This is a genomic window from Streptomyces sp. NPDC002232, from assembly GCF_042890295.1.
Lineage (GTDB): Bacteria > Actinomycetota > Actinomycetes > Streptomycetales > Streptomycetaceae > Streptomyces.
The window spans coordinates 309987-322675 of sequence record NZ_JBIARV010000008.1 but is presented as its reverse complement, the minus strand read 5'-3'; the positions used below and the strand labels follow the sequence as shown (position 1 = coordinate 322675).

At 73.4% G+C, this 12689-nt stretch carries 12 protein-coding genes; 9 read left to right on the top strand and 3 right to left on the bottom strand.

Annotation, left to right across the window (positions count from 1 at the left end; translation table 11 throughout):
• Nucleotides 1–17 precede the first annotated feature (17 nt).
• Nucleotides 18–1700, bottom strand: coding sequence for a urocanate hydratase (gene hutU / locus ACFYXU_RS35355; RefSeq protein ID WP_376514943.1), 1683 nt, complete (start codon nt 1698–1700; stop codon nt 18–20).
• A gap of 94 nt (nt 1701–1794) precedes the next feature.
• Between hutU and ACFYXU_RS35350 the strand changes: the two genes are divergently transcribed.
• The 6 genes from ACFYXU_RS35350 (at nt 1795) to ACFYXU_RS35325 (ending at nt 5793) form a co-directional block, all read left to right on the top strand.
• Nucleotides 1795–3141, top strand: coding sequence for a diaminopimelate decarboxylase (locus ACFYXU_RS35350; RefSeq protein WP_376514945.1), 1347 nt, complete (start codon nt 1795–1797; stop codon nt 3139–3141).
• A gap of 32 nt (nt 3142–3173) precedes the next feature.
• Entirely contained in the window at nt 3174–3653 is a 480-nt protein-coding gene (locus tag ACFYXU_RS35345) for an SRPBCC family protein (protein WP_329853361.1), read from the top strand.
• A 142-nt stretch (nt 3654–3795) separates the two neighbouring features.
• The gene (locus ACFYXU_RS35340; RefSeq protein ID WP_329853360.1) at nt 3796–4182 is read left to right on the top strand and encodes a hypothetical protein; all 387 of its coding nucleotides are present in this window, start codon (nt 3796–3798) and stop codon (nt 4180–4182) included.
• Nucleotides 4179–4949 (top strand): transcriptional regulator, encoded by a 771-nt coding sequence (locus ACFYXU_RS35335; RefSeq protein WP_361394976.1) that lies wholly within the window; start codon nt 4179–4181, stop codon nt 4947–4949. The genes ACFYXU_RS35340 and ACFYXU_RS35335 overlap by 4 nt, the downstream gene beginning before the upstream one ends.
• 41 nt (nt 4950–4990) lie before the next feature.
• Nucleotides 4991–5383 carry a roadblock/LC7 domain-containing protein gene (locus ACFYXU_RS35330; RefSeq protein WP_361394973.1) on the top strand — a complete coding sequence of 131 codons (393 nt, stop codon included), beginning with the start codon at nt 4991–4993 and terminating at the stop codon, nt 5381–5383.
• Between the two features lie 38 nt (nt 5384–5421).
• Complete coding sequence (locus ACFYXU_RS35325; protein WP_361394970.1) at nt 5422–5793, top strand: hypothetical protein; 372 nt, start codon at nt 5422–5424, stop codon at nt 5791–5793.
• A 20-nt stretch (nt 5794–5813) separates the two neighbouring features.
• On the opposite strand, the gene ACFYXU_RS35320 is transcribed toward ACFYXU_RS35325, so the two are convergent.
• A complete protein-coding gene (locus tag ACFYXU_RS35320; RefSeq protein ID WP_329853355.1) occupies nt 5814–6647 on the bottom strand; it encodes a MurR/RpiR family transcriptional regulator in 834 nt (277 codons plus the stop codon).
• Nucleotides 6648–7298: 651 nt separating this feature from the next.
• Nucleotides 7299–8687 carry a cystathionine beta-synthase gene (locus ACFYXU_RS35315; RefSeq protein WP_329853354.1) on the bottom strand — a complete coding sequence of 463 codons (1389 nt, stop codon included), beginning with the start codon at nt 8685–8687 and terminating at the stop codon, nt 7299–7301.
• A gap of 103 nt (nt 8688–8790) precedes the next feature.
• Here ACFYXU_RS35315 and ACFYXU_RS35310 point away from each other — a divergent pair, with 103 nt between their 5' ends.
• The 3 genes from ACFYXU_RS35310 (at nt 8791) to ACFYXU_RS35300 (ending at nt 12687) form a co-directional block, all read left to right on the top strand.
• Nucleotides 8791–9789 carry an SGNH/GDSL hydrolase family protein gene (locus tag ACFYXU_RS35310; protein WP_361394965.1) on the top strand — a complete coding sequence of 333 codons (999 nt, stop codon included), beginning with the start codon at nt 8791–8793 and terminating at the stop codon, nt 9787–9789.
• Between the two features lie 568 nt (nt 9790–10357).
• Nucleotides 10358–11578 (top strand): acetyl-CoA C-acetyltransferase, encoded by a 1221-nt coding sequence (locus tag ACFYXU_RS35305; RefSeq protein WP_329853352.1) that lies wholly within the window; start codon nt 10358–10360, stop codon nt 11576–11578.
• A 257-nt stretch (nt 11579–11835) separates the two neighbouring features.
• The gene (locus ACFYXU_RS35300; protein WP_376514362.1) at nt 11836–12687 is read left to right on the top strand and encodes a hypothetical protein; all 852 of its coding nucleotides are present in this window, start codon (nt 11836–11838) and stop codon (nt 12685–12687) included.
• Nucleotides 12688–12689: the final 2 nt, after the last annotated feature.

Sequence of the window (12689 nt, the reverse complement as noted above, 5' to 3'; positions counted from 1 at the left end):
GGCGTGGAAGGTGGCACTCACGCGGAGTCACCCTCGGCGGCCTGGTCGCCCTCGCGCATCGGGACGCGGACGCCCTTCTCGTCGGCGACGCGCTCGGCGATGTCGTAGCCCGCGTCGACGTGGCGGATGACGCCCATGCCGGGGTCGTTGGTGAGCACGCGGCGGATCTTCTCGCCCGCGAGCTTCGTGCCGTCCGCGACGGAGACCTGGCCTGCGTGGATCGAGCGGCCCATGCCGACGCCGCCGCCGTGGTGGAGGGAGACCCAGGAGGCGCCGGAGGCGACGTTGACCATGGCGTTCAGCAGCGGCCAGTCCGCGATGGCGTCGGAGCCGTCGAGCATGGCCTCGGTCTCGCGGTACGGGGAGGCCACCGAGCCGCAGTCGAGGTGGTCACGGCCGATCGCGAGGGGCGCGGCGAGGGTGCCGTCGGCGACCATGTCGTTGAACATGTCGCCCGCCTTGTCGCGCTCGCCCTGGCCGAGCCAGCAGATGCGGGCGGGCAGGCCCTGGAAGTGGACGCGCTCGCCGGCCATCTTGATCCAGCGGTGCAGGGACTCGTTCTCCGGGAAGAGGTCGAGGATCGCCTTGTCGGTCTTGTGGATGTCCGAGGCCTCGCCGGAGAGGGCGGCCCAGCGGAAGGGGCCCTTGCCCTCGCAGAACAGCGGGCGGATGTAGGCGGGGACGAAGCCGGGGAAGGCGAAGGCGCGGTCGTAGCCGGCCAGCTGGGCCTCGCCCCGGATCGAGTTGCCGTAGTCGAAGACCTCGGCGCCGGCGTCCATGAAGCCGACCATGGCCTCGACGTGCTTGGCCATGGACTCGCGGGAGCGCTGGGTGAAGCCGGCCGGGTCCTTCGCGGCGGCGTCGGCCATGTCCTCGAAGGCGACGCCGACGGGGAGGTACGCGAGCGGGTCGTGGGCGGAGGTCTGGTCGGTCACGATGTCGATCGGGGCGCCCTCGGCGAGCATCCGCGGGAGCAGCTCGGCGGCGTTGCCGAGGAGGCCGATGGAGAGCGGGCGGCGGGCGTCGCGGGCCTCGACGGCGAGCTGGAGGGCGTGGGCGAGGTCGTCGGCCTTGACGTCCAGGTAGCGGTGCTCGATGCGGCGCTCGATGGCGCGCGGGTCGACGTCGACGCAGATCGCGACGCCGTCGTTCATGGTCACGGCGAGGGGCTGGGCGCCGCCCATGCCGCCGAGGCCGGCGGTGAGGGTGATGGTGCCGGCCAGGGTGCCGCCGAACTTCTTGGCGGCGACGGCGGCGAAGGTCTCGTAGGTGCCCTGGAGGATGCCCTGGGTGCCGATGTAGATCCAGGAGCCGGCGGTCATCTGGCCGTACATGGTGAGGCCGAGCTGCTCCAGGCGGCGGAACTCCTCCCAGTTGGCCCAGTCGCCGACCAGGTTGGAGTTGGCGAGGAGGACGCGCGGGGCCCACTCGTGGGTCTGCATGACGCCGACGGGGCGGCCGGACTGGACGAGCATCGTCTCGTCCTGCTTGAGGGTGCGCAGGGTGCGGACCATGGCGTCGAAGGAGCGCCAGTCGCGGGCGGCCTTGCCGGTGCCGCCGTAGACGACGAGCTTGTCGGGGTGCTCGGCGACCTCGGGGTCGAGGTTGTTCTGGAGCATCCGGAGGGCGGCTTCCTGCTGCCATCCCAGGGCGCTCAGTTCCGTACCGCGGGCTGCTCGCACGGGGCGGGGTCCTGACATGGCGGTGCCTCCTCGAATGTCGTTCAGATATTCACATCTTGTCTTCCTGAATAGTTGTAGTCAACAGGGCGTCCCGGCCACGCCATGGACGAGGATGGGCCGCATGGCCTCCTCCCGTCGCGATCTCGCCGTCCGAGCCACCGTCGATCAAGGACTCCTCTCCCCCGCCGAACCCGTCGTCGCCCTGCTCGACACGGCCGGCGTCCACGCCTCCGCCGCCGCCCTGACCAGCGCTTTCGCCGCGGTCACCGACGCGCCCGTGCTGCACGCCTTCGCCGTGAAGGCCACCCCGCTCGTCCCCGTCCTGCGCCTCCTGCACGAGGCGGGGCTCGGCGTCGAGGTCGCGAGCCCCGGCGAGCTGGCCCTCGCCCGGGCCGCGGGGATCCCGCCCGCCCGCACGGTCCTCGACTCCCCCGCCAAGACCCCCGCCGAGCTCCGCCAGGCCCTCGCGCTCGGGATCGCCGTGAACGCCGACAACCTCCAGGAGCTGGCCCGCCTGGACGCGCTCGTCGCCGCCGCGCCCACCGCCTCACCGCTCGGACTCCGGGTGAACCCGCAGGTCGGAGCCGGTTCCATCGGCGCGCTCTCGACCGCGACCGCCACCTCCAAGTTCGGCGTGGCGCTCCGCGACGAGGGCGCCCGCAAGGCCGTCGTGCGGGCCTTCCTGGAGCGGCCCTGGCTGACCCGGCTGCACACCCACACCGGCTCCCAGGGCGTCCCCCTCGCGCTGATGGCCGAGGGCGTCGGGGAGACCTACGCGCTCGCCGAGGAGATCAACCGGGAGGCCGGACGGCAGCAGATCGACACCGTCGACATCGGCGGCGGCCTGCCGGTGAACTTCTCCTCCGACGAGGAGACGCCGACCTACGCGGAGTACGCCCGGCTGCTCGCCGCCACCGTCCCCGGGCTCCTCGACGGCCGCTACGGGCTCGTCACCGAGTTCGGACGCTCCCTGCTGGCCAAGCACGGCACGGTCCTCGCCCGGGTGGAGTACACCAAGACCTCCGGCGGCCGCCCGATCGCCGTCACCCACGCGGGCGTGCAGCTGGCCACCCGCACGGTCTACGCCCCCGGCTCCTGGCCGCTGCGCGTCCTCGCGTACGACGCCGAGGGACGGCCCCGCACCGGGGACCTCACCGTCCAGGACGTGGCGGGCCCCGCCTGCTTCGCCGGGGACCTGCTCGCCACGGGCCGGGAGCTGCCGCTGCTGCGCCCCGGGGACGTGGTGGCGGTGCCGGACACCGGCGCGTACTACTTCGCCCACCACTACGCGTACAACAGCCTGCCCCGGCCCGCGGTCCACGGCTTCACGGTGGACGGGGACGGGGCGGTGTCCTTCACGGCCGTGCGCGGGGCGCAGACGCTCGACGAGATCGTCGCCGAGGCGGGCGGGGCCCGGGCGGACGCGCTGGTCGGGCAGCTCTCCGGGGCGTTCCGGTAGCGCGGGCGCGGCGGCCCGGTTTCGATGAAGCCATGACTGGAACGGGTACGGACACCACCTCCGTCGTGGTCGAGCGCCGGGTCGACGCCTCCCCCGGGCGGGTCTGGGAGGCGATCACCGACCTGCGGGACATGCCCCGGGTCCTCTCCGGCGTCGACCGGGTGGAGGTGCTCACCGAGGGCGGCTTCGCCGTCGGCACGCGCTGGCGCGAGACCCGGCGGATGCTGGGCAAGGAGGCGACGGAGGAGATGACCGTGACCGAGTGCGAGCCGCCCGACCGCTACGTCACGGTGGCCGACTCGCACGGCATGCACTACGTCTCCGAGCTCACCCTGACGCCCGACGGCGCCGGGGCCACCACGCTGCGGATGGCCTTCTCCGCCCGGCCCGCCGGCGGCCGGAGCGCGGGGTTCGCCGCCCGGCTGCTCGCCCGCTTCGGGGCGAAGGCGGTCGCGAAGGCGCTCACGAAGGACCTGGCCGACATCGCGCGGACCGTGGAGTCACGCGGCTGATCCGGACTGGTCCGGATCAATTCTCGTCATACAGCGGCATGTTCCGATGGAAAATGCCAGAACGCCTCCCCCGGACGCGAACGTTCAGTAGCGTCACCGTCACTGCCGCACGTTCGCACGCCGCATCGGGAGGGGAATCCGCGTGCCCGGAATCGACGAGTGCCTTCTGGAGGCCATGGCCCTGCCGGGGGCCCGGGGCGCCTCCCTGGTCGACTGGACCAGCGGCCTCGCTCTCGGGACGGCGGGTGCCTCGCCGGTCGGCGACCACGAGACCACAGCCGCCGAGACCGCCGAAATCGCCCGCTCCGCCGCCGAGTTCGACTCTTTCACGACGGAGGGGGACAGCGAGGGCCCGCCCGTCGAGGACCTGATCGTCACCACCCGCTCCGGCTATCACGTCCTCCGCTTCGTCCAGACCGCCTTCGACAGCAGCGTCTTCCTCCATCTCTGGCTCGACCGCGACGCCGGAAACCTCGCCCTCGCCCGGTTGCGCCTGCGCGACCTCGCCGAACGGCTGGTCCTCGGATGAGCCGCGCGGCCGTCTCCCCGATGCTGGTCCGGCTCGCGGCCGAGAAGGCCACCGGCGCCCTGCTGCGCGACCACGGCACCCTCTACCTCGTCGAGGGCCGGGTCGTGCACGCCGAGTCCCCCGCCGCCCCCGGCGTCGACGTCCTCCTCACCACCGGCGGCCGGCTGCCCCGCGAGGGCTGGGACGAGGCCGTCGACCGGGCCGGGGCGCACCGCGCGGTCGGCCGCTTCCTCGTCGACAGCGGCCGGCTGCACGACGGCGAGCTGGAGATCTGCCACCTCGGCGCCGTCTTCGACGCCGCCTTCTTCGCCCTCTCCCCCACCAGCGGCCCGACCCGCTTCCGCTACGGGGTCGGGCACTGGTTCGGGACGGTGCGGCCGGTGTCCGCCGAGGCCGTGGAGCGCGAGACCGTGCGCCGCCGCGAACTCCTCGACGCCGTCTGGCCGTACTCCGCCGTGGACACCGCCCCGGTCGTGCCCCGCCCCGCCGCCCCCGGCCAGACCGTGGGCGCCCGCCAGCGCGCGCTGCTCGCCGCGGCCGACGGGGAGCTGACCCCGGCGGAGCTGGCCCGGCTGCTCGGCCGGCCCGCCTTCCACACGCTCCTCGACGTGCGGCGCCTCGCCGCGGCCGGACTCGTCGAGACGCCGCTCGCCCCCGAACCCGACCCCGGCCCCCCACCGCCCCCGTTATCGGCCGCCCTGCCGGTGGCCGATCCCGACATCGCCCTGCTGCGCCGGCTCCGTGACGCCCTGGAGGCACACCTGTGATGAGGCGTGCCCTGCGCATGCGCGCCGAGAGGAGACAGCTCATGACGGCAGAAGCCGAGGTCCTCGGCGAGCTGAGACGGCTGCGCGCGCGACTGCCGCAGCTCACCGGGGCCCTGGCGGCCAGCGCCGACGGCCTGGTGCTCGCCCACGACACGGTGGACGGCGAGGCCGAGAGCGTGGCCGCGCTGACCGCGGCGGCGCTCGGCGTCGGACAGCGACTGGCCGAGTCCACCGGCCAGGGCCGCTTCCGCGAACTGCTCGTGCGCGGCGAGAACGGCTATGTGGCGACGTACGCGGCGGGCGGCTCGGCCGTCCTGACGCTGCTCGCCGAACCCCGGATCAACGTGGGGCGGCTCCATCTGGAGGCCCGCAGGTCCAGCACCCGGATAGGCGAACTCGTCGACGGCGCGCTGGAACGCAGAGACCTGAACTGAATCCGTCCGATCAGTAGCGAGAAGGAAGAAACGACACCATGGCGAACACCGAGACCTCCCTCAAGGAAGCGGCCCAGATCGAGGGCGCGCTCGGCGCGGCCCTCGTCGACTACACCAGCGGCATGGCGCTCGGCACCATCGGCGGCGGCAAGGAGCTCGACCTGAACATGGCCGCGGCGGGCAACACCGACGTGGTGCGGGCCAAGCTCCGGACGATGGAGATGCTGGGCCTGAAGGAGGACATCGAGGACATCCTCATCACCCTCGGCACCCAGTACCACCTGATCCGGCTGCTGAGGGGGCGCGGCACCGACGGCCTCTTCCTCTACCTGGCGCTCGACAAGGAGCGGGCCAACCTGGCGATGGCCCGCCACAAGCTGAAGAAGATCGAGGCCGAGCTGGACGTCTGAGCCGGAGCGGCGCGCGGGGCCTATTCGACGAACAGGCCCCGGGCCGCCGCCTTCGTGTCGAACTCCTCCAGGCGCGCCTGCGCGTCGGGGAGTTCGTCGGCCATGGCCTCCAGGAGGACCCGGCCGAGGAGCATCGGCGCGCAGGCCGTGTCGAAGGCGAGCCCGGTGCCGACGGCGGCCGGGATCAGCAGGTCGCTGTGCGCGGCGACGGGCGCGAAGGCCGACTCGGCGACGGTGACCACCGCGAGCCCGGCGGCCCGGGCGTACTCCAGGGCCTCGACGACCTCCCGGGGGTGCCGGGGCAGCGCGAAGCAGAGCAGGGCCGTCGCCCCGGCCCGTACGACCGCGTCGATCCGGTCGGTGAGCATGGAGCCGCCCTCGTCGAGGAGCCGGACGTCCGGGTGCACCTTGGCGGCGAAGTAGGCGAAGCCCCGCGCCTGCGAGGAGGCGGCGCGCAGCCCGAGGACGGGCAGCGGCCGGGACCCGGCGAGGAGCCGTCCGGCCCGCTCGACGGGTGCGGGGTCGGCGAGGAGTCCGGCGAGGTGCCGGAGGTTCTCGATCTCGGCGAGGACGGCCTGCTGGTACTCGTTGTGGCCGGAGGCCTCCTCGGCGGCGGCGGGCATGCTCTCCCGCAGGTGCTTGCGGAGCGCCGGGTAGCCGTCGAAGCCGAGGGCGACGGCGAAGCGGGTGACGGAGGGCTGGCTCACCCCGGCGAGCTCGGCGAGCTCGACGCTGGAGAGGAACGGCACGTCGGCGGCGCGGCGCACCATGCAGTGCGCGATCCGCCGCTGCGTCGGCGTCAGCCGGTGCCCCTCGAAGAGCGCCTGCAGCCGGCCGGCCGGGCTGTCGCTCATGCCGCCACCTTCCCCTTATTCACCCTCGAATCTCCTGCATAAGGATATGCATGACGGCCGAGGGGCGCTCCGGCGGCCGGGATCCCGCCGGACTTTCGCCGGAGCCCCGTCGGGATCCTTCCGGGATTCCCGTCGGGATCCTGCCGGGAGGCGAGGGGCGTCGGCGGGGTGTGCCGCGTCGGCCCGGGGAGCGGTCCCGTCCGCGTTCCCCCACTACCGTGCCCCGAGGTTACTGGTCGAAGGGCGCCGCCCGCACGGCGAACGGGCCGTCGCGTGCGTGGTGTTGGGGGGCGGGCCGGACGGCGTGCCCGGCGCCTGGGCCCGGCGGCACCGGACGGCGACGGCGACCGGGCCCGGAACGCCCTCGGGCCCCCGTGGGAACGGGGGCCCGAGGGCGTCGTGCGAGGTCTTGGCGCGGGGACCGCCGCACCCCCGTCACCGGGGGGCGGGACGACGGCGGTCCCCGCGAGGGACACGGGCCCGGGTCAGGGCCGGTCGCCGCGTCCGTGGCGTCTGTGGAGGCCCGGGAGCCGCTCCGGAGGTCCGTGACGCCGACAACCCCCACTGTGCCGGACGCGTGTTAAGCGGGTGCTGCGGGTACGTGTCGCCCTCGTACCGTTTGCGCGAACTGCCGCACGTCCGGCGGGCCGCCTACTTCGCGCCGCCGTTGGCCAGGAAGGCCAGCAGGTCCTGACGGCTCACGACACCGGTCGGCTTGCCCTCGACCAGGACGATCGCCGCGTCGGCGGACTCGCCGAGGACGCTCATCAGGTCGGCGACCGGCTCGCCGGAGCCGACCTGCGGCAGCGGCGCGCTCATGTGGTGCTCCAGCGGGTCCTCCAGGGAGGCCTTCTTGGTGAAGAGGTGGTCGAGCAGCTCGCGCTCGACGACCGAGCCGACGACCTCGGCCGCCATGACGTCGGGGTGGCCGGCGCCGGGCTTCACGATGGGCATCTGGGAGACGCCGTACTCGCGCAGCACCTCGATCGCCTGGCCGACCGTCTCGTCCGGGTGCATGTGGACGAGCGAGGGCAGGCCGCCCTCCTTGTGGCGCAGGACGTCGGCGACGGTCGCGGTGGAGGTGTCCTCCAGGAAGCCGTGGCCGGCCATCCACTCGTCGCTGAAGATCTTGGACATGTAGCCGCGGCCCGAGTCCGGCAGCAGCACCACGACGACGTCGTCGGGGCCGAGCTCCCGGGCGACCTCCAGGGCCGCGACGACGGCCATGCCGCAGGAGCCGCCGACCAGGAGGCCCTCCTCCTTGGCGAGGCGGCGGGTCATCTGGAAGGAGTCCTTGTCGGACACGGCGACGATCCGGTCCGTGACGTTCCGGTCGTAGGCCGTGGGCCAGAAGTCCTCGCCGACGCCCTCGACCAGGTACGGCCGGCCGGAACCGCCCGAGTAGACCGAGCCCTCCGGGTCCGCGCCGATGACCTTCACCCGCCCGTCACTGGCCTTCTTGAGGTAGTTGCCGGTGCCGGAGATCGTGCCGCCGGTGCCGACGCCCGCGACGAAGTGGGTGATCTTCCCGTCCGTCTGCTCCCAGAGCTCGGGACCGGTCGTCTCGAAGTGCGAGCGCGGGTTGTTCGGGTTCGAGTACTGGTCGGGCTTCCAGGCGCCCGGCGTCTCGCGGACGAGCCGGTCCGAGACGTTGTAGTACGAGTCGGGGTGCTCGGGGTCGACCGCCGTGGGGCAGACCACGACCTCCGCCCCGTAGGCCCGCAGCACGTTGATCTTGTCGAGCGACACCTTGTCCGGGCAGACGAAGATGCACTTGTAGCCCTTCTGCTGGGCCACGATCGCCAGGCCGACGCCGGTGTTCCCGGACGTGGGCTCGACGATGGTTCCGCCGGGCTTGAGCTCACCGCTCTGCTCGGCCGCCTCGATCATGCGCACGGCGATCCGGTCCTTGACCGAGCCGCCGGGGTTGAAGTACTCGACCTTGGCCAGAACGGTCGCCTGAATGCCCGCTGTGACGTTGTTGAGCTTCACCAGCGGGGTGTTGCCGACGAGGCTGATCATCGAGTCGTGGAATTGCACCGTAATCTCCGGGGTCTCCGTAATGGTGGAGCCAGCGTATGCGTAGTCGGAGCGGGTTACGGGGCAGTTAGACCCTGAACGGCTTGAAGGAGGTGACGGCCCCATGTCGAGGGCGAGGGTGGCGCGGCGGATCGCGGCGGGTGCGGCGTACGGCGGCGGGAGCATCGGCCTGATCGGGGTGGCGGCGGTGGGGGTCCTCCTCGCCGAGGCGCAGCTCGCCAAGCGCACGGTCTACGGAGCCCCGGCGCCGCTGCCACCGGTGGCGGACGGCCTCTACGGCCGTGCCTTCGGCACGGACGACCCCCTGCGGCTGGCCCTTCTGGGTGATTCCACCGCGGCGGGCCAGGGGGTGCGCCGCGCGGGCCAGACACCGGGCGCGCTGCTCGCCTCGGGGCTCGCCGCGGTGGCCGAGCGGCCGGTCGTGCTGCGGAACGTGGCGCTCTCCGGGGCCCGCTCGGACGACCTGGAGCGGCAGGTCTCGCTGCTGCTCGCGCAACCGCTCGGGCCGCCGGACGTGTGCGTGGTCATGATCGGCGCGAACGACGTGACGCACCGGCTGCCCGCCACGGAATCGGTGCGGCTGCTCGCCGCAGCCGTCCGGCGGCTGCGGACCGCGGGCGCGGAGGTGGTGGTCGGCACCTGCCCGGACCTCGGCACGATCGAGCCGGTCTACCAGCCGCTGCGCTGGCTGGCCCGGCGGGCCTCGCGGCAGCTGGCGGCGGCGCAGACGATCGTGGTGGTCGAGCAGGGCGGCCGGACGGTGTCCGTGGGCGACCTGCTGGGCCCCGAGTTCGCGGCGAACCCGCGCGAGATGTTCGGGGCGGACAACTTCCACCCCTCGGCGGAGGGGTACGCGACGGCGGCGATGGCGATGCTGCCGACGGTCTGCGCCGCGCTGGGCGTCTGGCCGGAGACGGACCGGCTGGAGCCGGCCCGGCGCGAGGACATCCTGCCGGTGGCGAAGGCGGCGGCGGAGGCGGTACGGGAGGCGGGCACGGAGGTCACGGGGGCGCGGGCGCCGTGGGCCCTCCTGAAGCACCGCCGGCGGCGGCGCCTTCCCACGGCGGACACGCCTACCCCGGAGGACGCGACGCAGCCGTGACCCCGCGCGGGCGTGGGCCCCGACCCGTGTGGGGCCGCACCCTCGGCGGGCCGTCGCCCACGCCCGTGTGGGGCCCGCGCCCCTCGGCGGGGCCCGTCCCCACTGCCGTGTGGGCAATCGTCCCGCTGGGCGGGACGGGTGGGCACACGGGACGGCGCCCTCTCGCGGCGCCTCCGCGTTCCGGGCCTGGACCCGCACCGCGAGTGGCGGCACCCTGGTGGTGCGGGTCAGGCCCAGGAGCCTCTGGCGCCGGCAGGGCGCTGGTCCGTTGTGCCCACCCGTTCCGCCCCTTGCGGAACGCCTGCCCACAACGGGACCGGCGCGGGCACGGGCCCACAACCGGGACCGGCGGGGGCGCGGGCCCATAACGCCCCGGCGGAACGCCTGCCCGCAGCGGGGCCGGCGAGGGCCGCCCACAACGGCCCGGCGGGGGTGCGGCGCCGCGCGGCCCGAATGAGCGCTCGCTTAGAAAAGAGGTCCGCATCACATACCGGCGGCCGTGACCCCAGCGGTACGTACGGGTAACTTCCCTCTCAGTCCGCCCACTCCGCACCCTCATGGAGCCGTGATGCCCGAAGCCGTGATCGTCTCGACCGCCCGCTCGCCCATCGGCCGGGCCTTCAAGGGCTCCCTGAAGGACCTGCGGCCGGACGACCTCACCGCGACCATCGTCCAGGCCGCCCTGGCCAAGGTGCCCGAGCTGGACCCGCGCGACATCGACGACCTGATGCTCGGCTGCGGCCTCCCCGGCGGCGAGCAGGGCAACAACCTGGGCCGGATCGTCGCCGTGCAGATGGGCATGGACCACCTGCCGGGCTGCACGGTCACCCGCTACTGCTCCTCCTCGCTCCAGACCTCCCGCATGGCGCTGCACGCGATCAAGGCGGGCGAGGGCGACGTCTTCGTCTCGGCGGGCGTCGAGATGGTGTCCCGCTTCGTGAAGGGCAACTCGGACTCCCTGCCCGACACGCACAACCCCTACTTCGCCGAGGCCGAGGCCCGCACCGCCGAGGTCGCCGCCTCCGAGGGCTCGGCCTGGCACGACCCGCGCGAGGACGGCGTCGTCCCCGACGCGTACATCGCGATGGGCCAGACCGCGGAGAACCTGGCCCGCTGGAAGGGCATCAGCCGCCAGGAGATGGACGAGTTCGGCGTCCGCTCGCAGAACCTCGCCGAGCAGGCCATCAAGAACGGCTTCTGGGAGCGCGAGATCACCCCGGTGACGCTGCCCGACGGCACGGTCGTGTCGACGGACGACGGCCCGCGCGCCGGCGTCACCCTGGAGGGCGTCCAGGGCCTGAAGCCGGTCTTCCGCCCCGACGGCCTGGTCACCGCCGCCAACTGCTGCCCGCTGAACGACGGCGCCGCCGCGCTCGTGATCATGTCGGACACCAAGGCCCGCGAGCTCGGCCTGACCCCGCTGGCCCGGATCGTCTCCACGGGCGTCTCCGGCCTCTCCCCCGAGATCATGGGCCTCGGCCCGGTCGAGGCCTCGAAGCAGGCCCTGAAGCGCGCCGGCCTGACCATCGGCGACATCGACCTCGCCGAGATCAACGAGGCCTTCGCCGCCCAGGTCATCCCGTCCTACCAGGACCTGGGCCTGGACCTGGACAAGGTGAACGTCAACGGCGGCGCCATCGCCGTCGGCCACCCCTTCGGCATGACCGGCGCCCGCATCACCGGCACCCTGATCAACAGCCTCCAGTTCCACGACAAGCAGTTCGGCCTGGAGACCATGTGCGTCGGCGGCGGCCAGGGCATGGCCATGGTCATCGAGCGCCTGAGCTAGCCCCGGGGCGCGCGCCCCCCACGTCTCCACACGCCGAGTGCGTCAACCGCACCGCGTCCCAGCCGTGACCGAATCTCCCCCAGGATGTGACCTATATCCCGGGGGAGTTCGTTTTCCCAGGTCAGAGCGGTTTCGGGACCAAACACCTGGCAGAAATACCTGTCCAATTCGTGACGTAATGCACTGACAGCGGGCACCACCCCGGGACAAGCTGATGTAGGAAGTCGGGGGATCGACTCGGAATCGGGAGTACGTCAGTGAGCGCCATGTCTCTTGCCCTGCTGCTGACCACGGCCGCTGCCACGGCCGTGGGCGCTGCTGCCCTGCATGCCGTCCGCGGGCTCCGCAAGGAGGTCACCGCCCTCCGGGGCGAGCTGGCCGCGGGCCACGGCGGCACGGTCCCGGCGGCGCGCGCCACGCCCGCCGCCGAGATACGGGCCGCGGTCACCGAGGCGCTGGCCGAGGAGCGCGAGCGCGAGCTGGCCGAGGCGCGCGCCTTCTGGGCCGCGCAGGAGGCCCGCGACGCCGCCGACGCCCCGTCCCTGCTGGGCGGTCTGGGCGGCACGGCCGACGACGGGACCTTCTTCGTCCCGCGCCAGGCCGACTTCGTGGGCCTGGAGGCGATGGCCCTGGAGGCCATGGAGGCGGAGGCCGCCGCGCTGGACGGCCCGGACCCCCTGGACGCCTTCGACGACTACACGGAGTACCCCGAGTACCCGGAGGACACGGCGGAGCTGGCCGCGGCCCGCCGCCGCCACCCCTCGCACCCGGACTTCGTGCCGGTCCAGACGCCGGTCGTGACGGACCACGAGCGGACGGTGGCCCGCCTGGAGGAGCTCGCGGACACCCGTACCGCGCTCACCGACGTGCGCCCGGGTCCGCTCGGCACGCTCGACGTGTACGTCTTCGCGGACGGCACCACGCTCTGTATGACCCCGGGCCACCGCGAGACCGCGGAGCGCCTGGCCGAGGCCCTGCGCTCCGGCCGCACCCCGGTCCTGCTCGGCGGCTCGGGCGTCTCGGGCGCCTTCGCCCTGACCTTCTCGTACGGCGACACGGACGAGGAGAACGTCTACATCCTCGCCGACCGCGTGATCGCGTCCCTGTAGCC

Coding starts and splice junctions, on each gene's coding strand:
- ACFYXU_RS35345 (WP_329853361.1), top strand. CDS start 3,174: ATGACTGGAACGGGTACGGACACCACCTCCGTCGTGGTCGAGCGCCGG.
- ACFYXU_RS35320 (WP_329853355.1), bottom strand. CDS start 6,647: ATGAGCGACAGCCCGGCCGGCCGGCTGCAGGCGCTCTTCGAGGGGCAC.
- ACFYXU_RS35335 (WP_361394976.1), top strand. CDS start 4,179: ATGAGCCGCGCGGCCGTCTCCCCGATGCTGGTCCGGCTCGCGGCCGAG.
- ACFYXU_RS35350 (WP_376514945.1), top strand. CDS start 1,795: ATGGGCCGCATGGCCTCCTCCCGTCGCGATCTCGCCGTCCGAGCCACC.
- ACFYXU_RS35330 (WP_361394973.1), top strand. CDS start 4,991: ATGACGGCAGAAGCCGAGGTCCTCGGCGAGCTGAGACGGCTGCGCGCG.
- ACFYXU_RS35325 (WP_361394970.1), top strand. CDS start 5,422: ATGGCGAACACCGAGACCTCCCTCAAGGAAGCGGCCCAGATCGAGGGC.
- ACFYXU_RS35310 (WP_361394965.1), top strand. CDS start 8,791: ATGTCGAGGGCGAGGGTGGCGCGGCGGATCGCGGCGGGTGCGGCGTAC.
- ACFYXU_RS35305 (WP_329853352.1), top strand. CDS start 10,358: ATGCCCGAAGCCGTGATCGTCTCGACCGCCCGCTCGCCCATCGGCCGG.
- hutU (WP_376514943.1), bottom strand. CDS start 1,700: ATGTCAGGACCCCGCCCCGTGCGAGCAGCCCGCGGTACGGAACTGAGC.